22 protein-coding genes are annotated in these 22,785 nt (G+C 64.3%); 4 read left to right on the plus strand and 18 right to left on the minus strand.

Translation table 11 applies throughout. The annotated features are described in order from the left end of the window. Positions 1-19: 19 nt before the first annotated feature. From OH491_RS22800 to nifH, 10 genes are all read right to left on the minus strand, one after another. Positions 20-190, minus strand: coding sequence for an indolepyruvate ferredoxin oxidoreductase subunit alpha (locus tag OH491_RS22800; RefSeq protein WP_068768893.1), 171 nt, complete (start codon positions 188-190; stop codon positions 20-22). Between the two features lie 52 nt (positions 191-242). After that, entirely contained in the window at positions 243-551 is a 309-nt protein-coding gene (locus OH491_RS22805) for a (2Fe-2S) ferredoxin domain-containing protein (protein WP_068768892.1), read from the minus strand. A 21-nt stretch (positions 552-572) separates the two neighbouring features. Then, the gene (locus OH491_RS22810; protein WP_068768891.1) at positions 573-1,073 is read right to left on the minus strand and encodes a ferritin; all 501 of its coding nucleotides are present in this window, start codon (positions 1,071-1,073) and stop codon (positions 573-575) included. Between the two features lie 33 nt (positions 1,074-1,106). Further along, positions 1,107-2,465: a radical SAM protein gene (locus OH491_RS22815; RefSeq protein ID WP_068768890.1), complete on the minus strand. Its 1,359-nt coding sequence runs from the start codon at positions 2,463-2,465 to the stop codon at positions 1,107-1,109. 8 nt (positions 2,466-2,473) lie between these two features. Then, positions 2,474-3,973, minus strand: coding sequence for a nitrogenase component 1 (locus OH491_RS22820; RefSeq protein WP_068768889.1), 1,500 nt, complete (start codon positions 3,971-3,973; stop codon positions 2,474-2,476). Further along, entirely contained in the window at positions 3,970-5,376 is a 1,407-nt protein-coding gene (nifE, locus tag OH491_RS22825; RefSeq protein WP_145928571.1) for a nitrogenase iron-molybdenum cofactor biosynthesis protein NifE, read from the minus strand. The genes OH491_RS22820 and nifE overlap by 4 nt, the downstream gene beginning before the upstream one ends. Before the next feature lie 6 nt (positions 5,377-5,382). Next, positions 5,383-6,084, minus strand: coding sequence for a GNAT family N-acetyltransferase (locus OH491_RS22830; protein ID WP_342750716.1), 702 nt, complete (start codon positions 6,082-6,084; stop codon positions 5,383-5,385). A 124-nt stretch (positions 6,085-6,208) separates the two neighbouring features. Next, positions 6,209-7,585, minus strand: coding sequence for a nitrogenase molybdenum-iron protein subunit beta (gene nifK, locus OH491_RS22835; protein ID WP_334319043.1), 1,377 nt, complete (start codon positions 7,583-7,585; stop codon positions 6,209-6,211). Positions 7,586-7,675: 90 nt separating this feature from the next. Continuing rightward, entirely contained in the window at positions 7,676-9,418 is a 1,743-nt protein-coding gene (gene nifD / locus OH491_RS22840; protein WP_084441845.1) for a nitrogenase molybdenum-iron protein alpha chain, read from the minus strand. A gap of 135 nt (positions 9,419-9,553) precedes the next feature. Beyond that, a complete protein-coding gene (gene nifH / locus OH491_RS22845) occupies positions 9,554-10,399 on the minus strand; it encodes a nitrogenase iron protein (RefSeq protein WP_334319212.1) in 846 nt (281 codons plus the stop codon). Positions 10,400-10,668: 269 nt separating this feature from the next. Here nifH and draG point away from each other — a divergent pair, with 269 nt between their 5' ends. Beyond that, positions 10,669-11,658 (plus strand): ADP-ribosyl-[dinitrogen reductase] hydrolase, encoded by a 990-nt coding sequence (gene draG / locus OH491_RS22850; protein ID WP_068768886.1) that lies wholly within the window; start codon positions 10,669-10,671, stop codon positions 11,656-11,658. A gap of 18 nt (positions 11,659-11,676) precedes the next feature. Continuing rightward, positions 11,677-12,603: an NAD(+)--dinitrogen-reductase ADP-D-ribosyltransferase gene (locus tag OH491_RS22855; RefSeq protein ID WP_334319042.1), complete on the plus strand. Its 927-nt coding sequence runs from the start codon at positions 11,677-11,679 to the stop codon at positions 12,601-12,603. 147 nt (positions 12,604-12,750) lie between these two features. Here the strand turns inward: OH491_RS22855 and modC are convergent, their stop codons facing one another. Genes modC through OH491_RS22875 form a run of 4 tightly spaced genes read right to left on the minus strand, consistent with a single transcriptional unit; the run spans position 12,751 to position 16,782 of the window. Further along, positions 12,751-13,851, minus strand: coding sequence for a molybdenum ABC transporter ATP-binding protein (modC, locus tag OH491_RS22860; RefSeq protein ID WP_068768885.1), 1,101 nt, complete (start codon positions 13,849-13,851; stop codon positions 12,751-12,753). Beyond that, complete coding sequence (gene modB / locus OH491_RS22865) at positions 13,848-14,507, minus strand: molybdate ABC transporter permease subunit (protein ID WP_068768884.1); 660 nt, start codon at positions 14,505-14,507, stop codon at positions 13,848-13,850. The genes modC and modB overlap by 4 nt, the downstream gene beginning before the upstream one ends. A gap of 48 nt (positions 14,508-14,555) precedes the next feature. Beyond that, entirely contained in the window at positions 14,556-15,323 is a 768-nt protein-coding gene (gene modA / locus OH491_RS22870; protein ID WP_068768883.1) for a molybdate ABC transporter substrate-binding protein, read from the minus strand. 49 nt (positions 15,324-15,372) lie between these two features. Next, a complete protein-coding gene (locus OH491_RS22875; RefSeq protein ID WP_342750717.1) occupies positions 15,373-16,782 on the minus strand; it encodes an OprO/OprP family phosphate-selective porin in 1,410 nt (469 codons plus the stop codon). A gap of 36 nt (positions 16,783-16,818) precedes the next feature. On the opposite strand from OH491_RS22875, the gene OH491_RS22880 reads away from it, so the two are divergent. Beyond that, complete coding sequence (locus tag OH491_RS22880; RefSeq protein ID WP_068768881.1) at positions 16,819-17,952, plus strand: substrate-binding domain-containing protein; 1,134 nt, start codon at positions 16,819-16,821, stop codon at positions 17,950-17,952. Positions 17,953-17,986: 34 nt separating this feature from the next. Here OH491_RS22880 and OH491_RS22885 read toward each other — a convergent pair whose 3' ends face one another. Then, a complete protein-coding gene (locus OH491_RS22885; RefSeq protein ID WP_068768880.1) occupies positions 17,987-18,196 on the minus strand; it encodes a TOBE domain-containing protein in 210 nt (69 codons plus the stop codon). Positions 18,197-19,053: 857 nt separating this feature from the next. Between OH491_RS22885 and OH491_RS22890 the strand changes: the two genes are divergently transcribed. Continuing rightward, a complete protein-coding gene (locus OH491_RS22890) occupies positions 19,054-20,718 on the plus strand; it encodes a sigma 54-interacting transcriptional regulator (RefSeq protein WP_068769769.1) in 1,665 nt (554 codons plus the stop codon). 68 nt (positions 20,719-20,786) lie between these two features. Here OH491_RS22890 and OH491_RS22895 read toward each other — a convergent pair whose 3' ends face one another. The 3 genes from OH491_RS22895 to OH491_RS22905 form a co-directional block, all read right to left on the minus strand. Continuing rightward, positions 20,787-21,470: a Fe-only nitrogenase accessory AnfO family protein gene (locus OH491_RS22895; RefSeq protein WP_068768879.1), complete on the minus strand. Its 684-nt coding sequence runs from the start codon at positions 21,468-21,470 to the stop codon at positions 20,787-20,789. Positions 21,471-21,551: 81 nt separating this feature from the next. Continuing rightward, positions 21,552-22,010 (minus strand): pyridoxamine 5'-phosphate oxidase family protein, encoded by a 459-nt coding sequence (locus tag OH491_RS22900; protein ID WP_334319041.1) that lies wholly within the window; start codon positions 22,008-22,010, stop codon positions 21,552-21,554. A 165-nt stretch (positions 22,011-22,175) separates the two neighbouring features. Continuing rightward, positions 22,176-22,763: a gamma-glutamylcyclotransferase family protein gene (locus OH491_RS22905; protein WP_068768877.1), complete on the minus strand. Its 588-nt coding sequence runs from the start codon at positions 22,761-22,763 to the stop codon at positions 22,176-22,178. Positions 22,764-22,785 lie beyond the last annotated feature (22 nt).

The following is a 22,785-nucleotide window of genomic DNA, read 5'->3' on the forward strand; positions in this document are numbered from 1 at the left end:
GGGACGCCGCCGCTCCGTTTTATCCCGGGCTGATGGCGCCTTCGGGGCAGGTGGTTTCGCAGGAGCCGCAGTCGAGGCATTCCTCGGGTTCGATGCGGTAGGGCGTGCCGGGTTTGATGGCGGAGGCGGGGCACTCGGCGGCGCAGCTTCCGCAGGCGATGCATTTGTCGGGTGAAATTTTGTAGGCCATCGGCTGAAAAAATTACGAATGACGAATTACAAATTACGAATGGGCGGTGTTGTTATTCGGCGATGAGGTAGTCCTCGGCGACAGAGTCTTCCTCGATGGCGTCGAGGATGGCGTCGATGGCGGCGTTGTCGGGCACGCGATAAAAATTGCCCGTCGGATAATCGACCATGACGGGGCCCTTGACGCAGAAGTTCATGCAGCCGGTCACGGCGATTTCGACGCCGTCGATCATGCGGTCCTGCACCTCGCTTTGCAGGTAGGAGAGAAGGCTCATGGAGTCTTTCTTGTGGCAAACGCCCTGGCGTTCGCCGTTGGCGCGGAAGCTGCCGCACACAAACAGGTGGTGAGTTGGTTTGGACATGATGGGGAAAGGGAAGACGGGTTACTTGGCCTCGTCGCCGAGGAGGGTCTTGACGAGGTGGCGGTCGAGGTTGAAGAGGCCTCCGGAGCAGGTGGCGCGGCGGGTGAGTTCGAGGAGCTGGTCGGTCCAGCTTTCCTCCTCGACCTGCTCGGCGATGAATTCGTGGAGGAAGACCTGCGTGGCGTAGTCCTTCTCGGCGAGCGCGGTCTCGTAAACGGCGTGGATGCAGCGCGTGTTTTCGCGCTCGTGGTCGTAGAGCACCTGGGCGACGCTGGTGAGGTCGGGATACGTCGATGGCGGCGTCGCGATGGGGCCGATCACGGGCGTGGCGCCGCGGTCGGTGAGGTGCTGGTAAAACTTTTTTGCGTGCGATTCCTCCTCCTCCGCCTGGATGCCGAAAAAGTCGGCGAATCCGGAAAAGTGCTCCGCTTCGGCCCAGTATTTGAGGGCGAGAAACATGAGCGAGGTGTAGTGCTCGCGGTTGGCTTGCTTGGTGAGGGCGATGGCCAGGGTGGGTGACATGATGGTGGGTTGTGGTGGGTTGAGAAAAAGCGATCAGCCGCAGCCGGTGCCGGCGCCTTTGCAGGCGGAGCCGCCGCAGCCGGTGAAGCGGCGGGCGAGCGACGCGGGGATGGGCTGGTCTTTGAAAACGGCGGTGAGCCCTTCCTCGATCATGCCCTCCATCTCGATGACGCGGACGCCGCGTTCCTCGAGGGCGCGCCTGGGCTGCGGGCCGGCGGCGGAGACGAGGAGCGCGCGGCAGTCGTGGAGCAGGTCGGCAAACTCGGCCCAGCGGGCGGGACCGGAGCCGGGCTCGGGCGCGCGGCGGACTTCCACGAATTTGCAGCCGGAGGGGGTGCCGTCGTCCTGCTTGAAAACGAGCACGCGGGCGGCCTCGCCGAGGTGCTGGTTGACGAGCATGCCTTCCTGGCTGGCGACGGCGATGTAGGGGCGGCGGGCAAGGTCCTTGGCGGACGGGCGGGCGAAGCTGGCGAGCGTGGCGAGGCGCTCCTGCGACATCGGCTCGTTGATGAGGCCCACGGCGTCCGCGCGGCAGCGGGCGCAGTGCGTCATCTGCGGGACATGGCGGCCGGCGCGCAGGCGGGTGCCGGCGACGAGCGCGCCGTCGGGCGGGGGAATGTTTTCGAACTCGGCCCCGGCGACGGGCAGGAAGGCCATGCAGTTCATGATGTCCACCTTCAGCTCCGCCATTTTTTTCGCCACGTCCTCGATGTGCTGGTCGTTGATGCCGGGCATGATGATGGTGTTGATCTTGACCACGATGCCGCGCTCCTTGAGGCGTCGGATGGCTTCGAGCTGGCGGTCAAGGAGGAGCTGCGCGGCGGGGAGGCCGCGCATGGGGCGGTGGCCGTCGCGAATCCAGGCGTAGATTTTCGCTCCGATGGCAGGATCGACGGCGTTGACGGTGAGCGTGACGTGGCTGACCTGGAGCGCGGCGAGATTGTCGATGTGGGGGCCGATGCCGAGGCCGTTGGTGGCCAGGCAGAGAATCATGTCGGGATGGCGGCGGCGCACGGCGGTGAGCGTGGCCATGGTCTCGACCGAATTGGCGAAGGGATCGCCGGGGCCGGCGATGCCGGTGACCGCGAGGTTGGGCACGCGCTTGAGCGTGTCGTCGAGATAATCGGCGGCCTGGGCGGGCGTGAGCACGGCGCTGGTGACGCCGGGGCGGCTCTCGTTCATGCAATCGAATTTGCGGTTGCAGAAATTGCACTGGAGGTTGCAGCGGGGGGCGACGGGCAGGTGGATGCGCCCGTGGGTGTGGTGCGAGGACTTGTTGAAGCAGGGGTGCTTGCTGAAATCCAAGGCGACGGCGGCGGGATTGATTTTGTCGGCGCAAACGGAGCCGGGGGCATCAGCGGTCGAGGCGGTCTCGGTGATTTCGTGTATCATGATTTTGGTTACAGGTAGGCGTAACCGACGGGCGAGTCGGCCTGCTTGCGGTCGAGGAGGGTGTTGACGATGCGGTCGAACAGGGACTGCGCCCCGGCGTAGCCGACGTGGAGGATGCGCTGGCCGCCGATGCGGTCGTGGACGGGAAAGCCGCAGCGGACGAGCGGAACATTCAGCCGGCGGGCGAGGCTGTAGCCTTTGCTGGAGCCGATGAAAAAATCGGGCTGGAGCGCGGCGGCCTGGTCGGCGATGTCGGCGAAGTCGGCGCCTTCTCGAATGACGGTGCGCTCGTCGAGCTCGGGCACGGCGGCGCGGAGCGCATCGGCGAGATGCCCGCTGCGCCCGCCGGAGGCGCAGAGCACGGGAGTCACGCCGAACTCGGCGAGCAGCGAGGCGAGCCCGACCACCAGGTCCTCCTCGCCGTAAACGATGGCGCGTTTTTCGAAAACGTATTTGTGGCCGTCCACCCAGCTGTCGATGAGCCGACCGCGTTCGCGCGTGAGATCGGCGGGCATTTCGCGTCCGGCGAGGGCGGCAAGGTGCTCGATGAAACGATCGGTTTCGCGCAACCCGATGGGGAGGCCGAGCCGGCAGGGCAGCACGCCGTGGCGGCGTGCGAGCACGGTGGCGGCGGTGACGGGAGCGCGCGCGAGGACGCGGCCAAATTCGACGGAGGCCTGCGCGCGGGCAAGGGCGCGAATCGCCTCGACGGGCGTGCCGCCGGAGGGAAGTTTTTCGTAGTCCGCCCAGGAGGGGCCGTCGAGGGTGTCGCTGTAGTCGGGGAGGAGCGTGACGGGCAGGGCGAAGGCGGCGGCGATGCGCTTGAGTTCGCGCAGGTCGGCGGGCGAGAGCATGCCGGGGAAAAGGGCGACGGGAGGCGACGGGGCGGCGGCGTCCTTCAGGGGCGCCCGCGTCCCGTTGGGCGACGCGGGCGCGTCGTCTGCCGGCAGGATGCCGGCGCTCCCAGTGGAGGAGGACGCCGCTCCGGGGCAGAGGGTGTCCACGAGGGCGTGCACGGTGTCGTGGAAACCGTTGGCGTGGGTGCCGCGGTAGCTGGCGCAGGAGACGGGAACGATGGGCGGAATCGGAGCGCCGTCCACGCCGCCGGGATGTCCGTCGTGGAAATCGTGGAGGTGGCCGGGGAGGTCTTCGCCGATGGTTTCGCTGAGGCAGGTGGTGGCGAGCCCGACGAGTTCGGGTTTGTATTGGCGGATGACGTTTTCAAGCCCGATGCGGACATTCAGGCCGCCGCCGAAGACCGCGCTGCTTTCGGAAAAATTGGACGCGGCGATGTCCATCGGTTCGCGGAAATGGCTGATGACGTAGCGCCGGATGTAGGTGGCGCAGCCTTGCGAGCCGTGGAGAAAGGGGATCGCACCCCGCACGCCGCGAAAGGCGAGGCAGGCGCCGAGTGGCGTGCAGAGTTTGCAGGCGTTGGTCGTGGCGTTCGGATACGGCTCGGGATCGGAGCCGTTGACGCGCGAGAAGGATTCAGGCGGCGCGATCATGCGGCGGCCTCCTCGTGATGGCGCGGGGCGTGCCGTTGCGCGCGGCGGGGCGTGTATTGCCAAACCGGTGACATGACGCTGGCATAAACCTCGCGGGCGAAGTTGAGCATGCCGACGTAGCCGGCGAGGGCTTCCTTGCGCTCGTGGTTGTGGTCGCAGAAGCCGATGCCGAGCTTGTAGGCGATGGGGCGTTCCTTCACGCCGCCGATGAAAAGATCGACGTCTTTCTCCAGGCAGAATTTGGCGAGTTCGAGCGGGTTGGAATCGTCAACGATCACCGTGCCGGGGTCGCACATCCGGCGCAGCATCTCGTAGTCGTCCTTGTCGCCGGTTTGCGTGCCGACGAGCGCGGTGGCCATGCCGAGGGTGCGCAGCGCGCGGACGAGGGAAAAGGCCTTGAAGGCGCCGCCGACGTAGATGGCCGCCTTTTTGCCGGCGAGTTTTTCCCGGTAGCGGCGCAGTTCGGGCATGAGTTTTTCGATTTCCTCGCGGACGACCGTCTGGGTGCGGCCGGGCAGTCCGGGGTCTTGCGGGGCGAAAAACGCGGCCACTTCGTAGAGTGCGGCGGACATGTCCTCGATGCCGAAGAAGGAGACGCGGCGGAAGGGGATGCCGTGGTCCTTCTCCAGCATTTTGGCGAGCGAGGTCATGGAGCCGGAACATTGCACGAGGTTGAGTTTCGCGCCGTGGCACCGGCGGATGGCATCAACGCGCCCGTCGCCGGTGAGCGTGGCTACGACGTGCACGCCCATGCGTTTGAAATAATCGCGGATGACCCAGGTCTCGCCGGCGATGTTGAAGTCGCCGAGCAGATTGATGCTGACGGGCGGGAGGCCGGCGGTGTCGCCGGTGCCGACGAGGCGGTAAACGGCATCGCAGGCGGCGCGGTAGCCGGTTTTCTTGGTGCCTTTGAAGCCCTCGGAGGCGACCGGGATGACCGGGATTCCTGTATCCAAAGAAACACTACGGCAGATGGCCTCGACGTCGTCGCCGATGAGCCCGACGATGCAGGTGGAATAAACAAAAGCGGCCTTGGGCGAGTGGCGGGCGATGAGTTCGCGCAGGGCGGCGCCGAGTTTTTTTTCGCCGCCGTAGATGACGTCCATTTCCTGGAGGTCGGTGGAGAAGCTGTTGCGGAAGAGTTGCGCGCCGCTGCTTTGCGCGCCGCGGATGTCCCACGTGTAGGCCGCGCAGCCGATGGGACCGTGAACGAGGTGGAGGGCGTCGGCGATGGGATAGAGGATCACGCGCGAGCCGCAGAAGGCGCACGCGCGCTGGGTGACGGAGCCGGCGAGGCTGTTGCGGTCACAGGCGAGCGGGGCGGGGGCGGCGGAACCGGTTCCGGCGACGGTGATCGACGCGGCGCGGGCGGGAAGGATTTTTATGGATTGCGCGGCGTTCATCGCGGGTCAGGGCGCGGCGGGGACGAGCTCGCGGCGCAGCGTGGTCCATTCGGAGAGCGGGGTGGCGCCGATGGATTTGTAGAACTCGAGCGCGGGCGTGTTCCACTTGAGGGCGCGCCATTCGAGGCGGGCGCAGCCGCGTTCGCTGGCGGCGGTGGCGGCGGCGGTGAGGAGCGCGAGGCCGATGCCCTGCCGGCGCAGCGCGGGGCGCACGTAGAGGTCTTCGAGAAACGCGCCGGGACGTCCGGCGAAGGTGGAGTAGGTCGGATACCACACCGCAAAGCCGGCGGGGATGCCGTAATAATGCGCGAGGAGCGCATAGGCCCAGGGCTTGGGTCCGAAGAAATGCTCGGCAAAATGGGCGGGCGTGGATTCGACCTCGTGCGACAGGCTTTCATACGCGGCCAGCTCGCTGACCAGCCGGTGCAGGAGCGCGGCGTCGGCGGGCGCGGCGGCGCGGACCTGGAGCGGAGGGCGGCGCGGATCGGAGCTGGCCGAGAGCCGCGCGATGGTGGCGGGGTTGCAGTTGCACCCGGTGAGGCTGGCGACGGCGCAGGCGGTCGGCTGGCAGGCGGTCGGGGCGTGGCCGCAGGCGCAGGGCTGGGTGGCGGAGGGGGCTGGTGTCTTTGGGGCGCGGGTGGCGTAGGCTGGCGGCATCGTGCTTGGTTGGGAACTCGCCGAGGCGGCGTCCTGGTCAGTTGCAGTCATGAGAGCCCTCTGTTTTTATCGGTGGAATGTATCGGTCGGACAGGGGCAGTTTTGTTGTCGGGGGGAAGCGGTCGTTGAATAAAAGCGGCGGCGTTTTCCGCCGCCGCTTTGCATGGCTGGCGGATTACATGACAAGCTCGAACCACTCCTCGGGACAGGTGCGGTCCTTCTTGTCGAAGAGCGCGCCGGTGATCTGGTCGATCAGGCGGATGGCGCCGGCGTAGCCCATCGTGGTGAAGAAGCGGTGGCCGACGCGGTCGAGGATCGGGAAGCCGAAACGCACGAGCGGGATGTCCTCCACGCGGGCGATGTATTTGCCGTAGGTGTTGGCGAGAATCAGGTCCACGGGGGCGTTCTTGATCCACTGGTGCAGCTCGAAGAAGTCGGCCTGCTGCTTGATCTTCGCGTCGGGCACGACGGGATCGAGGAGTTCGTGGAGGCGTTTCTCGAAGTGGTTGCCCTGGCTGCCGGTGATCACGTAAACGGGCCGCAGGCCGAGCTCGAGGGCGAACTTGGTCATGGCGATGACGTGGTCGGGATCTCCGGCGATGGCGACGCGCTTCTGGTGGAAATACTGCTGCATGTCGCTGATCATGTCGATGAGGCGGCCGCGCTCGGCGGCGATGTCCTCGTGCACGGCCCCGTCGGGCGAAAAGGCGCGGAGGGCCTGGATGAAGGCGTCGGTGCCGCCGACGCCGACGGGCAGCTCGAGGAGCTGGCTGGGGACGTTGTGTTTGTTCTCCAGCGTGACGGCTCCGGGGTTGCTGGTGAAATGGCCGAACGCGAGCGTGGCGATGCTGTCGCCCATGGACTTGATCTCGGGAATGGTGGTGCCGCCCTTGGGGAACATCTGGTATTCGCCGTCGAGCCCGCCGTCGAGCACGCCGGAGGTGTCGGGGAGCATGACGAAGGGCACGCCCATGAGCCGGGTGAGGCGCTTGAGCTCGCGCATGTCGGCGGGCTCGACGAAACCGGGGATGAGGTTGATCTGGTTTTTCGTCTCACCGGTGCGCTCGGCCAGATACTTGATGATCGAGGAGACCATGTTGGCGAAGCCGGTGATGTGCGAGCCGACGAAGCTCGGCGTGTTGGTGTGGATGACGAGCTTGCCCTCGGGGACGGCGCCTTCCTCCTTCGCGCGCTTCACGATCGTGGGCACGTCGTCGCCGATGACCTCGGAGAGGCAGGTGGTGTGCACGGCGACGATGTCGGGATTGTAGATCGAGAAGATGTTTTTGAGCGCCTGGGTGAGGTTGGCGAGCCCGCCGAAGACGGAGGCGCCTTCGGTGAAGGAGCTGGTCGTGGCGACGACGGGCTCCTTGAAGTGGCGGGTGAGGTGCGAGCGGTGATAGGAGCAGCAGCCTTGCGAGCCGTGGCTGTGCGGCATGCAGCCGTGGATGCCGAGCGAGGCATACATGGCCCCGATGGGCTGGCAGGTCTTGGCGGCGTTGATGCGAAGCGCCTTGCGTTCGACGATCTCTGCGGTGGTTCCGTTGAGCATGATTTGGAATGAAGAATTAAAGATTAATAATTAAGAATCGGGAGAGGGGCGCGCTGGCGCGCGCCCGGCGGCGGGGCCGCCGCCGCTCCGTTATTTCTTCCAGGCTTTGGGGGCGTCGTCGGTTTCGGCGGCGGCGGTTTTGTCCTTCGGTTTCAGGACGGGACGGGCGGGAACCGTCGGGTCGCCCTTCCAGGGAGCGGTGACGAGTTTCCAGACCTTGGTGTTCACCATGCGGTCGATTTCCTTGTAGAAATTGGCCGCGCCGGTGAAGGCGGCGTAGGGCCCGCCGTAGTCGTAGCTGTGGAGCTGCTTGCAGGGGACGCCGAGTTTTTCGATGATGAACTTTTCCTTGATGCCGGAGCCGATGACGTCGGGTTTGTAGATCTCGATGAGCTTCTCGATCTCGTGGTGCGAGATGTCGTCGATGACCAGGGTGTTTTTGGACATCTCCTTCATCATGCCCTCGTAGTCCTTGTAGGTGAAGCCGCCGGCCTCGAGCGCGGCGTTTTGCTCGGGGGTCTTGCGGGCGCGGAACCGCCGCGGATCGGCCTCGACGGAGATTTCCTCGATGTTGCGGGAGTCGGCGTCGATCTTGATCGTGGGGAGCACGGCGCGGCCTTCGTAGTCGTCGCGATGGGCGAATTCGTAGCCGGCGGCGATGGTCTTCATGCCCATGTCACGGAAGAGGTCCTGATAATGGTGGGCGCGGGAGCCGCCGACGAAGAGGGCGGCGGTCTTGCCCTGGCAGCGAGAGCGGACATCGTCGCGGATCGGGCGGAGCACGGCCATTTCCTGGGCGATGACTTCCTCGACGCGATCGGTGAGCTTTTTCGAGTCGAAATACTTGGCGATCTTGCGCAGCGACTTGGCGGTGGTCTCGGCGCCGATGAAGTTGACCTTGAACCAGGGGATGCCGAATTTTTTCTCCATCATGTCGGCCATGTAGTTGATGGAGCGATGGCACTGGACGATGTTGAGGTCGACGGTGTGGCAGCGGGTGACCTGCTCGTAGGAGATGTCGCCGGAGAGGGTGGCGGTGACGTGGATGCCGCACTTGCGCAGGAGGGAGTCGATCTCCCAGGCGTCGCCGCCGATGTTGTATTCACCGAGCATGTTGATGCGGAACTCGGCGTCGTCGGGGGTATCGTCGAGGCCGACCATGTGCTTGAACACGCCGTTGTTGGCGATGTGGTGGCCGGCGGACTGGGAGACGCCCTTGTAGCCTTCGCAGGAGAAACCGAAAATGTTGATGCCGAGTTCCTCCTTGGCGAGGCGGCAGACGGTGTGGATGTCGTCGCCGATGAGGCCGACGGGGCAGGTGGCGTAGACGGCGATGGCCTTGGGCTTGAAGATGCGGTAGGCCTCGCGGATGGCGGCGGCGAGTTTCTTTTCCCCGCCGAAGATGATCTCGTCCTCCATCATGTCGGTGGTCATCGAATATTGGAGGTAGTTGATCTGGCCGGGAGTCGGGCGGGCGAGGTTGCGGCGGGTCTGCCACGAATAGAAGGAGCAGCCGATGGGGCCGTGCGTGATGTGGAGGACATCGTGCATGGGGCCGATGACGACGCCGCGGCAGCCGGCGTAGGTGCAGCCGCGCTGCGTGATGATGCCGGGGATGGTGCGGGTGTTGGCGGCGATCTGCGGCGGGTTCTCCGGGTCGTTGAGAAGAAACTGCTTGGCGCGCTTCTTCTTGGTTTTGTCGGGATAGATTTTAAGCATTTCCTCGCGCGCGGCCGCGGGGTCGATGCCGGCGGCAAAGGCGATGGAGGAATTGGGCGGCGGGGATTCCGAGGAGGAGGCGCCGTCGGAGAGTGGATCGGAAATGGTGCTCATAGTTTGGTTGCGAATGGTGAAGGAGGGATGCGGATGCGGGAGCCGGACGGGACGAGATCGTCCCGTCCAGACTCGTCAACAGGCGGGGCGCGCTGGTGCGCGTCCGGCGGCGGGGACGCCGCAGCTCCGTGGAGGTCAGTTCATCAGGCCGTATGCCATGAGGAGGTCTTCGAGCTCCTGGATGGAGAGCGGGTTGGGAACGACGAACTTGGTGTTGTTGGCAATGGCGTTGGCGAGCGCGCGATACTCGTTGGCCTGCTCGCAGTCCTTGTTCCACTCGATGACGGTCTTGCGGTTGATCTCGGCGCGCTGCACGTCGTTGTGACGCGGCACGAAGTGGATCATGTGCGTGCCGAGTTTCTCGGCGAACTTCTCGATCATCTCGCGCTCGTTGTCCACCTTGCGGCTGTTGCAGATGAGGCCGCCGAGGCGGACGTTGCCGGTCTTGGCGAACTTGAGGATGCCCTTGGAGATGTTGTTGGCCGCATACATGGCCATCATCTCGCCGGAGCAGACGATGTAGATTTCCTCGGCCTTGCCCTCGCGGATCGGCATGGCGAATCCGCCGCAGACGACGTCGCCGAGGACGTCGTAGAAAACGTAGTCGAGCTGCTCGCTTTCGTCGTAGGCGCCGAGTTGCTCGAGCATGTTGATCGAGGTGATGATGCCGCGGCCGGCGCAGCCGACTCCGGGCTCGGGACCGCCGGACTCGACGCAGAGGCTGTTGCAGAAACCGGGGGAGCGGATGTCGGAGAGCTCGACGTCCTCGCCCTCTTCGCGGAGGGTGTCGAGAACGGAGCGCTGGGCGAGGCCGCCGAGGAGGAGGCGGGTGGAGTCGGCCTTGGGGTCGCAGCCGACGACCATGACCTTCTTGCCCATCTCGACGAGACCGGCGACGGTGTTTTGTGTTGTAGTGGATTTTCCGATACCACCTTTGCCGTAAATGGCTACTTTTCTCATGTGCGGAAGGAGCGAGTTGATTTGATTGATAATGTCGTTTTCAGGAACGAGACCCCTTTAGCGGATGCGGTGCCACCGGCGTTTCGCCGGGCCCGGGACAGGCGTTAGTGCTTGTTGAGATGGCGGATAAAAATGCGGATTTTTTTCGCGGGCCTGGCACGGCGGCCGGGGAGGGGCGCGGAAAGCTACCGCGGAGTCGGGCGAAGAGGGTCGTTCCTACCAAAATGTAGGAAGCGGCGGCGGTGTGCCGGGGCAAATGTGGCATGGAAAAAGCAATGCGAGGAGGCGGAATGAGTGTGCTTTCGCTTTCCGAAACGAGCCCGCCGCGGCCCTCGCTGGAAGAGCGCGCATTGGGCGCGTATCTCGGGTTTGCCGTCGGCGACGCGCTGGGCGCGCCGGTGGAGTTCATGACGCCGCGCGAGATCCGGGCCACACACAATGGCATCCACGATTCGATGACGGGCGGAGGGTGGCTGCGATTGAGGCCGGGACAGGTGACGGACGACACGCAGATGAGCCTGGCGCTCGGCGGCGCGATGCTGGCGAGCGGCGGATGGAATCTTCGCGCGGTGGCGGATTCGTTCGTGGGCTGGCTCCAGAGCCGTCCGGTGGATGTGGGCAACACCTGCCGCCGCGGAATCCGGCGTTATTTGCAGACGGGGACCTTGCGCGGGGCGCCGGCGGAGGAGGATGGAGGGAACGGCGCGTTGATGCGCAACCTGCCGGTGGCGCTCGGCACGCCGCCGCCGCGGGATGCGGGCGGGACGGACACCGGCGCGGGCCAGGCGGAGGGCGAGGACGCGGTGTTTGCGCAGCGGAGCATCGAGCAGGCGCGCATCACGCACGGGCATGCGCTTTCGGACGAGGCCACGGTGGCGTTGGGGCGGATGACGCGGATTTTGTTGTCGGGCGGGGAGCGCGGGGATTGCAGGCGGATCGCGGACGAGCTCGTGGCACGGCACCGGGTGTTTGCGTTTGAGCCGTGGCCGGGAAGGACGAGCGGCTACGTGGTGGACACGGTGCAGACGGTGCTGGATGTTTTTTTCCGCGGGGAGACTTTCGAGGCGTGCCTGCTGGATGCGGTCAACCGCGGCGGCGACGCGGATACGAACGGCGCGCTGACCGGGCAGCTCGCGGGCGCATTGTGGGGAGTCCGGGCGATCCCGGAGCGATGGCTGCGAAAGCTGGACGAGCGGGTGCGCGCGGAAATAAGCGCGCAGGCGCGCGGGCTGTTGCTGCTGGGCCGGTGGAGCGGCGAGGGCGGCGGCGCGGGGAGATAAAACCTGAAAATAAAAAACGTGGAAACTTTTCGGAACAATGACGCGGCGGCACAGACGGCGAAGGAGGGCGCCACCGGCACGGAGCGGACGGCGGGGACAGTCCCGCGCGAGGAGTCGGCGCAGGCATTGTCGGTGTTCAGCCGGTGCAACCTGCCGCCGTGGAAAATAGGGGCCGTGGAATTCCAGGACGACCCCGAATGGCTGGAGATCGAGGGCGTGCGGACGATGGACCCGCGGCTGTTCGCGCGACTGACCGGCATCGCCGATGAGGCGGAACGGGGAAATGTGTTTCACGATTATGTGTCGGTGAAGTTTCGCCTGCACGAGTGGGAGCAGCATCAGGCCTCGGCGCGGTCGAGCCTGCGGCACAGCTACGTGCAGCTCCTGCACGGCTGGAGCGCGGACAGCAACGGGCGGGCGGGCGCGGTGCTGAAGGGATGGGTGGAGAGCAGGTTCGGCCTGCGGGCCACGTTCCATTGCGGGCGGCTCGGCGAGGACGAGACCGCGCGGGAGCGTTATTGGAACGACCGGATGCGCGGCGCGGCGGGCATGATGGGCGTGGCGATGCAGCTCGATTTGCTTTACACGTTTTGCCAGGACGAACTGCGGCGCCAGTTCGGCGGACACGAACGCTGGGTGACGCTGTATCGCGGAACGCACGATCCCGAGGAATACGCGGTAAAAACGGATGCGGTCCCGGGCAAGGCGAGCGCCGGGCCGGAGGCGGACCTCAGCGGGGAGGAGGTGGTGGAGCTGAACTGCCTGAGTTCGTTTACCTCGGACCGGGAAGTGGCGTGGGAATTCGGCTCGCGGGTGTGGGAGGTGCGCGTACCGCTGGCCAAGGTGGTATTTTTCAACGGGCTGCTGCCGCGCTGGCTGCTCGGCGGCGAATCGGAATGGCTGGTGCTCGGCGGCGAATACCGCGTGCGGATGCTGCGGTGGTGAGCGGTCACGTCATTTCCCAATGAAAATCACCCTTTTGTTGGAGGGCCGAGCTTCTGCGAGGCCGTCGCGGTTATACGCGAGGTTTTTCCGCGACGGCCTCGCAGGAGCTCGGCCCTCCAGAAGAGTGAATTTCGTTCGGAATTGGCATCACACCAGCACCGCGACGGCCTTGACCTGCGCCCAGACTTGCCGGCCGGGGGCGAGGCCGAGGCGGTCGCGGGAATGGCGGGTGATGCGCGCGGAGAGGCGGGTGCCTGCGCCGAGATCGAGGCTGAGCAGGACGTGTCCGGGATCGGCGGCGGGGATTTGCTCGACGATGCGGGCCGGAAGGCTGTTCGCGATGGTGGTGCCGTCGGGCGGCTGAAGGGCGAGGCTGACATCGCCGGCCTTGATGCGGATGCGCAGGGCGCGGCCGGGGACATCGGGCGACGGGCGCGTGATGCGGAGTTCGCCGCCGGGGAAGGCCACCGTGGAAAAATGATAATCCGGATCGTGGGCGACAACCGTGCCGTCGATCACGACGCTGGCATCGTCGAAGAAACCGGGAGGAAGATCGAGGCGGGCGAGCGTGGACGCCAGCGGCCCGCTGGCCGCGACGCGCCCGCCGGAGAGCAGCACGAGATGGTCGGCGAGGCGGATCACCTCGTCGGGCGAATGGCTGACGTAGATGACCGGGATGTCGAGCGCGTCGCGGAGGCGTTCGAGGTAGGGCAGGATCTCGGCCTTGCGGGCGTGGTCGAGCGCGGCGAGCGGCTCGTCCATGAGGAGCAGGCGCGGCGAGGCGAGCAGGGCGCGAGCGATGGCGACGCGCTGGCGTTCGCCGCCGGAGAGGGTTTGCGGGCGGCGGTCCAGCAGATGGCCGATGCCGAGAAGCCCCGTGAGGTCCGCGATGTCGGCCGAGGGCGCGGCGGGGGCGGGCGGGCGCCGCCTGCGCCCGTATTCGAGATTTTGATACACGCTGAGGTGGGGAAACAGGCTGGCCTCCTGGAAAACATAACCGAGCGCGCGGCGATGCACGGGCACGCGGTGGCGGCGCCCGCTGTCGAGCCACGTTTCCCCGTTGACGGAAAGAAAGCCGGACGCCGCCGGTTCGAGCCCGGCGAAGGCGCGCAGGCACGTGGTCTTGCCGGAGCCAGAATGCCCGAAGAGCGCGGTGACGCCGCGGCCGGGCAGCGCGAGATCGACATCGAGCGTGAATCCCGGATGGGCCACGCGGATGCGCGCGTGGATGGAGGCCGCCGCGCTCATGCGTTTTTGCGGACAAGGCGCTCGCTGAGCCAGAGGGCGCCGAAGGCGAGCGCGATGGAAATGGCGAGCAGGACGGAGGCCTCGGCGTCGCGCCCGAGCTGCACGTGATGGTAGATGCCGAGAGCCAGCGTGATGGTCTCGCCGGGAATGACGCCGGCGATCATGATGGTGGCGCCGAACTCGCCGAGGGCGCGGGCGAAGGCGAGCACGGCGCCCGCCAGCAGGCCGCGAGCCGCGAGCGGGAGCGTGACGGTGAAGAACGCGTCCCACGGCCCGGCGCCGAGGGTGCGGGCCACCTGGTTGAAGCGCGGATCGACCTCCTCGAAGGCCACGCGGGCCGTGCGCACGAAAAGCGGAAACGACATGACGGCGGTGGCGATGAGCACCGCCTTCCAGGTGAAGACGATTTCGATGCCGAGCATGTTTTCAAAAAAACTCCCCAGCGGCCCGCGGCGCCCCACGAGTTTCAGCAGGATCAGCCCGGTGGCCACGGGCGGGATGACGAGCGGGAGCGCCACGAGCGTCTCCACGGCGGCTTTGCCCGGCCAGGCCGGACGGGCAAGCAGCCAGGCGAGCGCGATGCCGGGCGGAAGGATGAGCAGCGTGCCGGCCAGCGCGATCGCGAGCGTGAAGAGCGTGATTTGCAGGACGTCCATGCAGGGGAGGCGGCGGGGCCGGTCGCCCCGATTTTCGATTTTTGGATTTCAGGGGCCGGGCGGGAGGAAGCCGTATTTGGCGAAGACCGCCTGTGCCTCGGACCCGGCCAGCCAGGCTGCGAACCGTTTGGCGGCCTCCGGAGATTTGCCGGCTTTGACGACGGCCACGGGATAGGTGATCGACGGGCCCTCGGCGAGCGGGACTTCGACGGCGATTTTCACCTTTTGGGAAATCAACGCGTCGGTTTTGTAAACGATGCCGGCGTCGGCATTGCCGGCCTCGACGGCGGCAAGCACGGCGCGGACGTTGTCCAGAAAAACGGTCTTCGCCTGCAAGCCGTCCCAGAGTCCGAGTTTGCCGAGATATTCCTTCGAATAGGTGCCGACGGGCACGGTGGCGGGATCGCCGAAGGCCACGCGTCTGACCGCGGGAGAGGCGAGATCGGACATCGCGGCAACGGGGGCGGGACGGTCGGCGGCGACGACCAGCACGAGCGTGTTGGCGAGGATGGTCTTGCGCGTGCCGGGGAGGAGGAGTCCGCCGTTTTCGAGCTGATCGACGCGGAGTTCGTCGGCCGAGATGATGACGTCGGCGGGCGCACCTTCGCGGATCTGGCGGGTGAGGGCGCCGGAGGATGCGAGATTGAAGCGGAGCTTGTCGCCCGTGGCCTTGGCGTAGCCGGGGGCAAGCTCATTGAGCGCGTCGGAGAGGCTGGCGGCGGCGAAGACGGTGAGGTCGGCGGCGCGCGCGGCGGTGGTGGCGAGGCCGGAGAGGGCCAGCGCGAGGGCGAGCGTGAGAGTGAGGATGCGTTTCATGTGATGCGGATTGTTTCAGGAGGATTAGCAGGAACGGGGCCCGGCCGGGTCAGAACAGGAGCTGGAGGCGGGAGAAAAAGTTGAGTTCGTTGTCGAGCGACGCGGGCGCGTCGCTGTAGTCGGTTTTTTCGAGACCGAAGCGGGCTTGGACGACGTCGTTGAAATACCAATGAAGGCCGATGCCGTAACTGAAGGCCTTTGACGGGGCGGAAGTGAGCGCGTCGTCGATGCCGAGCCCGGCCACGCGGCCCACGAGTTCAAAGGCGCCCCAGGCGCCGTTTTCCACGCTGAACGGCCTGGACGGGGACACGCCTTTGGCCGTGGCTTTTTCGCCGGTGAGAACATAACCGCCGCTGACGCGCCAGGCGGTGTTGCTGATGGTGTCGCCGGCGGGGCGGTCAAACCGGTCCAGCGCGTATTCGGCAATCGCGCTGTAAGGTTTTCCGGGAAACCAGGCGATGGCGGGGGCGATGCGGAGATGGTCGCCGTCCACGCTGCTGCCCGTGCCGGGAATGTTCTCCTGGCTGCCGGCTTTGATGGCCGGGCTTGAAGCCGTTTCCTTGCCGAAAGAGGCCCCGACGCTGAAGGCGAGGGCGGAGAGGAGGTTTTGCTGTTTCTTGAACGGGGTTGCCGTGAGGCGGCCCGAGAAGGTGAAGTCGCGGTCGTTGTCGCCCGTATGGACATTGGCCCAGTCGTTGTTGGCCGCGCCGTTAAAAACGCCCAGCCGATAGTCGATCAGCCCGTCGGCGAAGGATCCGAATGCCTCGAGTCCCAGATCGCGATTGGGTAGGAGCTGGTTGGTGAAAGAAGCCTCGATGAAGTGGCGGTTGTCGGGCCCTTCGAGGGAGGCGGGGGTTTTGAATTTGCCGGCCTTGATATTAAACTCAGGGGTCAGGCCGGCCTGTATCCAGCCGTCGAACAGTTTGTGGGCTTGGGTGCCGGCAAACTCCGGCGTCAGGTTAAAACTAAAGATTTTATAGAAGGTCCCGCTGATGGGCGTGCGGACGCGGCGCATGAGAAAGCCGTCGTTTTTCGTCTCGTTTCCCTTGATATAAACCCGCGCGTCGGCCTGGACAAACGCGCCGATTTTCACCGAAAAATCCTTGGCGGGCGAAGTCACCGCGAAGCCTTTGCCGTCGAGCGAGACCTTGGGCGTGGTGGCGACATCCTTGCCCTCGTCGGCATCGGCCATGACTTGGCGCTTTTCGAGGGTCTCAACTTTCTTCGAGAGAAGCTCGATCTGCCGGCGCAGGAGGCTGATTTCGTCGCTGTCGGAGGCGGCTGCGCGCGCCGGGACGGGCGCAACGAGGGCCGCCGCGCAGGCGACGGCGAGAAGCGCGAGCCTTCCCCGGGAAGCGCATGCGGACAGCGCGCGGAAAAACGCGCCTTGGCGGGAGGCGCGGTGAGCTGAGGGAGCATGAGTTTGCCTGTGTGAGTCCGGCAATGTGCAATTTTTCATAGACACGATATCAAAAGCATGTGACATTCCTGTTACATGAAAAAGACCACGCAGGACTTGGCATTACCTTTGCATAAAATGTCCGGCAGGCGGCATGCGCTGGGTTTTTCCCAAGCCGAACTGGCGCGCCGCTGCGGGGTGACGCGGCAGTTTGTAAATCTGGTCGAATGCGGACGGACGCAGCCCAACGTGCAGGTCGCATTGCGCCTCGCGTCGGAGTTGCAGACCTCGGTGGAAGAACTGTTCGGCGAAAAGGTGGAGCCCGCCGCCGAGGAGATTCCGGTAAACTTGGTGGCCGAAAACCCGTCCCCGTCCGCGCGCATTAATCTGGCATGGGTGTCGCGGCGCTGGATCGGGCACAGGGCCGACACCGCGGCGTCACTGGGCGGCGGATTCCAGGAGGCGGATGCGGTGGCGACAAAAACCGGCGGCGCATGGCATGCCCGGGTCGCGCGGGGGAAAATGCTGGCGGACATGCAGCATAACGTCGCGATTGCGGGATGCGATCCGGCTCTGGCGCTGCTCGTGGACGGACGGATCGGGCCGGGGTTGCCGGGACGCAGCTTCTGGGTGAACTGTGGGAGCGGGCGAGCGCTTGAATTGCTGGCGGGCGGGGCGGTGCATGTCGCAGGTTTGCACAGCGGCAATGGCCGGAGGGAGGAAAACCTGCACGAACTGCGGCGGCTCGATCCTCACCGGCGCTGGCGGCTGGTGCGTTTCACCCAATGGGAGCAGGGATGGATGGTGCGGCCCGGCATGGAAAGAAAGCTCGGCAAGGCGGAAAGCCTGGCGGCGGGCGGTCTGCGGCTGGCCAACCGCGAGCGGGGATCAGGCAGCCGGAATTGGATAGACGGCCAGTTGCGCGCGATGGGACTGGCCGGCTCGCTGGTGCCGGGCTACGGGAGGGAATTCGAAAGCCACTGGGAATGCGCGCGGGCGCTGCTGCAAGGCGATGCGGATGTCGCGGCCGGACCGCGGGCGGTCGCCGAGATGACGGGACTGAAATTCGTGCCCGACGGCATGGTCGCCTTTGACCTGGTCATTCCGCGGGCATTGCTGGAGCTGCCGCGCGTGGCGGCGTTGCTGGACGGATTGCGCACGCGCCGGCTGCGCGGCGAGATCGAAAGCCTGCCGGGCTATCGCGCGGACGAGGCGGGGATGCTGGTGTGAGCGAAGCGGCGGATGAAAACAAGGAGCGGGGAAATCACTCCACGCCGACCATGACCGAGGAGGCCTTGATGACGGCGGAGGCGGTCATGCCTTTTTTCAGTTTCAGCTCGGTCGCGGCGCTGGTGGTCACACTGGCCGAGATGCTCACGCCGGGGGCGATCTCGATGGTGATGAGGCTGCTGATCGGGCCTTTTTTGATGGCGGTTATTTTTCCGGGGAGGATGTTGCGGGCGCTTAGTTTCATGGGCTTTCAGTTTGGCTCCATTTTATGATGCAAAGAGCATGCCACAATGTCATGCCGGCGCCAGAATTTGCATCCGGCGCCCGCTGGCATTTATGGGTGTGACTCAAAGTGATGTCAGCGAATAACCCGAAGATGCGTGCGTAGCGCATCCTGCCTGCCGTCGTTATTTTATCACGCGAAGCGCGGCATTCTCTTTGGAAAAAATAAAGCCAGCGGCGCTTCGCGCCTTCTTTTTCGACGGCAGGCAGGATGCCTGCGCTACGAGGCTAATGGCTTGAATGGCACGCCACTTGCTTGGATAGATGAACGCCTTGGTTGCAGGAGTATTTCCCGAATAAGGATGATGAGCGATCCTGCTTTGGTGTAGGCAACGCCGCCAACGGAAATTTTATGATTCGCGCGCGCGCGTGAATCCACTGTTCCGGCATCGATTAATATGCATGTCACCAGCGCATGGCTTCTTTATTTTTATCATCACTGCTTCGTTGCGAAGCCGGGCATGGCCGCGTTGGTGTTGTTGTATATTAAAAAGGTTCCCCGCTATTTTGAATGGCATGTTCAAAACATGCTTTTTCGAATATCGTTCCGAGTGCAGCGACATCCTCAAACAATGACTAACCAAAACTTATGCATCCAAGAAGCTGTCTTTCCACAGGTGCGGCGGAGCGAGGATAACGGCCGGGCTTCGGGGTGCTGGCATGTTTACTGCTCGCCTGTATATCATATCCGGCAATGGCCTGTATCACGACGCAAACAGGATCAACGCACGATATGGGAGGGGTTAATTTTTATATGAATCCGTGGTAAACCAATGTGTGAAATCCCGAGTCGAAGCGGACGGGGACAAGGCCGTTGTCATGCCTGACGAAAAACAGCACCAGTCTGGCGCGAACGAGTGCCAAGCAAGAGTCTGCCGGCATGCAGACCCGCAGGTGAGGGATTGCCATGCGGGAGTGTGCCGGGGGCGGATTGTCCCGCTGTTTTTTTCCATCGGACGGGCGATTTCACAGGAGAACGACCTGCCGGGCGCCATGGATGCGTTGCTCGACTACATGAGCCGGATCATGGGAATGAAGCTGGCGATGATCAACCTGCACCATCGGGAGAGTGGAAAGATTTTCATTCACAAGTCGATCGGGCTGACCGAGGAGGAGCAATCCCGCGGTGTCTATTTTCCCGGTGAGGGCATCACGGGCCGGGTGGTGGAAAACGCCCGGCCGGTGGTCGTGCTCCGCATCGGAGACGAGCCGGCGCTTTTGAACCGGACAGGGATCCTGTCCCGGGGAGCGGATCGGGAGGATGCCTTTATCTGCATACCGATCCTGCGCGGCAGGAAGGTGCTGGGGACGATCAGCGCCGCCCGCCATTATGAAAACCAGGACATGCTCAACAAGCATGTCGATGCCCTTGTCGTGGTCGCCGACTTGCTGGTCCAGGGAGTCGAGCTGTTCTTGATCGAGAATGCGGACAGGATGTCGCGGGGGCAGGAGAGGGGGGATGCGCAGGGAGAGGCTTCGAAACGTTACCGGCCGGCCAACCTGATCGGCACATCGCGGGCGATGATGGATGTATTTTCCATGCTCTACAAAGTGGCCCGGACCCGGACCACCGTGCTCCTGCTCGGGGAGAGCGGCGTGGGCAAGGAATTGATCGCCGAGGCCATTCATCGCGACGGGATGAATCCCGGGGGACCCATGATCCGGTTCAACTGCGCCGCATTGCCGGAGAGCATCCTGGAGAGCGAACTGTTCGGCCATGAGAAGGGCGCGTTCACGGGGGCGGAGCAGACGCGCAAGGGACGCTTCGAGGAGGCGGACGGGGGCACGATATTTCTCGACGAAGTGGGGGAGTTGTCATTGTCCGTGCAGGCAAAATTGCTGCGCGTGCTGCAGGAGCGCTCATTCGAGCGGGTGGGGGGCAACAAAACGGTGACCGTCAACATCCGCGTGGTGGCCGCCACCAACCGCGATCTGGCCGGGATGGTGGAGAAGGGGATGTTCCGCCAGGACCTGTATTTCCGCCTCAATGTATTTCCCATATTGATACCGCCCTTGCGCGACCGGGGGAGCGACATCATCACGCTGGCGGAGCATTTCGTCACCCGTTTCGCCAAGGCCGGCGGCAAACAGATCAACCGGATCACCACGCCGGTCATCAACATGCTGATGAACTATTCCTGGCCGGGAAATGTCCGGGAGCTGGAGAATGTCATCGAGCGCGCCGTCATCCTGACCGAGGACGATGCGATCCACGCTTATCACCTGCCGCTCGCGTTGCAGACGCCGGTGTTCGCCGCGAAAAACATACCGAACGGAATGGAGGCCAGGCTCGCCGCCATCGAATATGAAATGCTGGTGGAGGCTTTGCGCCTGCACCACGGCAACGGAAGCAAGGCTGCCATGGAACTGGGGCTGACGCGCCGGACGATGGGGCTGCGCATGGCGAAATACAAACTCGACTACCGCGATTTCCGCCGGGGCGACAGCCTGCCGCCGACGGCCGCCGGCGGACAAAGATCGTGACGACCGCATCGGGATGCGGGATTGGCAACAAAAGCCGGACTCCAAAACCGCGCTTTGCGCGGCCGGCCCTACTCCATGCAGGAGCAGCCGCAACGGTGTGACCGCGGGCGGCGGACCGGCCGCCGGGTCGTTTCGCCGGGAGGGATCGGTTTGATTGTGATCGCAAGTCCTGTTTCGTCCCATTGCCCTTCGTCGGATTGGAGATTCAACCGGTCCAGCTCCTCATCCAGCCAGCGCGGGCAATGATCGCAGAGCACGGTCAGTTCCTTGAAGGAGGCGGATTCCAGAAAGGGCAGCAGGAGCTGACGGGAGTTGAGCCGTCCGTTGCTTTTCAGGGCGCGTCCCAAATCGAAATGATAAATCCCCGCCGCCGGATTGCCCACCGGTTCGGGTGAGAGGGCAAAATCGGCATTCATTGCCAACGAAGTTTCGATTTGGCGGGCAAGGTAAGGCAATTGTTCCTGAATCGGAACAAGGCCGGCTTTCCAGAGGCTAAAACCCATGCTGTCGAGAATTGCACAGGGCACCCCGCGAAGTTCGCCCACGACAAAGATGCGGCAATCGCCGAGCAGGGATACCATCTGCTTGAACACGACATTGAGCTCGCCGAGGCCCATGTCCGTTTGCAACCGAAGGGGGATTTCAGCCATGGCTTCCCAGTCTTCCTGTTTTTTCGCATAGATGCGAACGACCCCGTCCGAATAGAAACCGGCGGGACATCCCTGCTCGTCGACATAAGAGGCAATTTTCATATGCGGCCTGGATCGTGGTTGGGCGAACCGGACGCGGACGTCCGGAATATGGCGGGTGGAAGGGTGGCTCGGGTCGAAATTCTAGAAGCCGTGCTTTTTCCCCTTGATCGATTCGAGGTCGATGCGGACGACCATCGTCCGGTCGAGATTCGCCTTCGGGTATTCGAATTTTCGTGACGTGAATCTGGCGACGAGCATGTCGAGAACCCGGATTTTTTCCGCCTCGTCGGTGACGAACGCGGCCTTGCCGAAACCGATCACCGTGCGATGGCGCGCCTCGAAGTCGCAGGGTTTTTCATCGGGTATGACATCATGGTCGATGGTCATTTCGACGCAAACCAGGTTGTTGCGTTTCAGGATCTCGATTTTCGTCCCCTTTTGTGACGAATGAAAATAAAGCGCCTGGCCGTCGTAGGCGAAAAACACCGGCACCAGAAACGGGACGTTGTTGTCGGCCAGCGCCAGGTGCATCACGCGTGTTTGCCCGATGATCTCGTCGATCTCGGCGCGATCGGTGATCTCGCGATCTTTTCGACGCATGGCTCCGTGCGGGTGTCCTTCAGGCATAGTGTGCATAATCAGGTTCCTTGGTAATCGAGACGATGGTTTGATTCCCGTCTTGCCGGTGGCAAAAGAGAGAAAGGCCGGCGGGAATGGGCATGTATAAAGGGCATGATGAATGAGCGCGCAATGATCTTTGGCGCTTCAGCCTCCTCCACATCCGCCACGGCAGCCGACGAGCAGGAATTCCCGGTTGAAGTGTTTCCGCCGGGGCACGGGATAGCCCGCCGCGATTGATTCGGTTTGACGCAGGCCGGTGATATAAGCTTCAGGCAGTCCGCGTCCGAGCGCGCCTTCGACGATGAAGTCCAGATACTCGCGGCTGGGAGGACGGGGAACGCCGAGGATGTCCTTTTTATACAGGAGAACCAGGTGTTCCCGCCCGCCAGCGTCGATGACCGTGGCCGGATAATGAAAATATACTCCGCCGCCGTCCTGCCGGACATCCTGCCAGACGTCGAGCACCTCGCCGTCCTCGAAACTCAATTGGCAGAGGACGCCCCAGACATCGGCCCGTGGCTCGGGGACGATGGTTTCCATGCCGCCGTCCCATACGCGCGAATATCCGAAAAAACCGACGCGATGCCCGGGCAGCCGGGCGGTGATGATCGACGAGGGCTTGATTCCGCGGGATGCGAGCTGCCGTTCGTTCATGTTGGAGCCGTAGGCAAAATAAAAGAGTTCGCTCAGCTTCCCTGGATAAACGACTTTATTGATGTGCGTGGCGGTCATGTCCGGATGGGTGTTTGGCTTG

Source organism: Termitidicoccus mucosus, assembly GCF_038725785.1.
Taxonomy (GTDB): domain Bacteria; phylum Verrucomicrobiota; class Verrucomicrobiia; order Opitutales; family Opitutaceae; genus Termitidicoccus; species Termitidicoccus mucosus.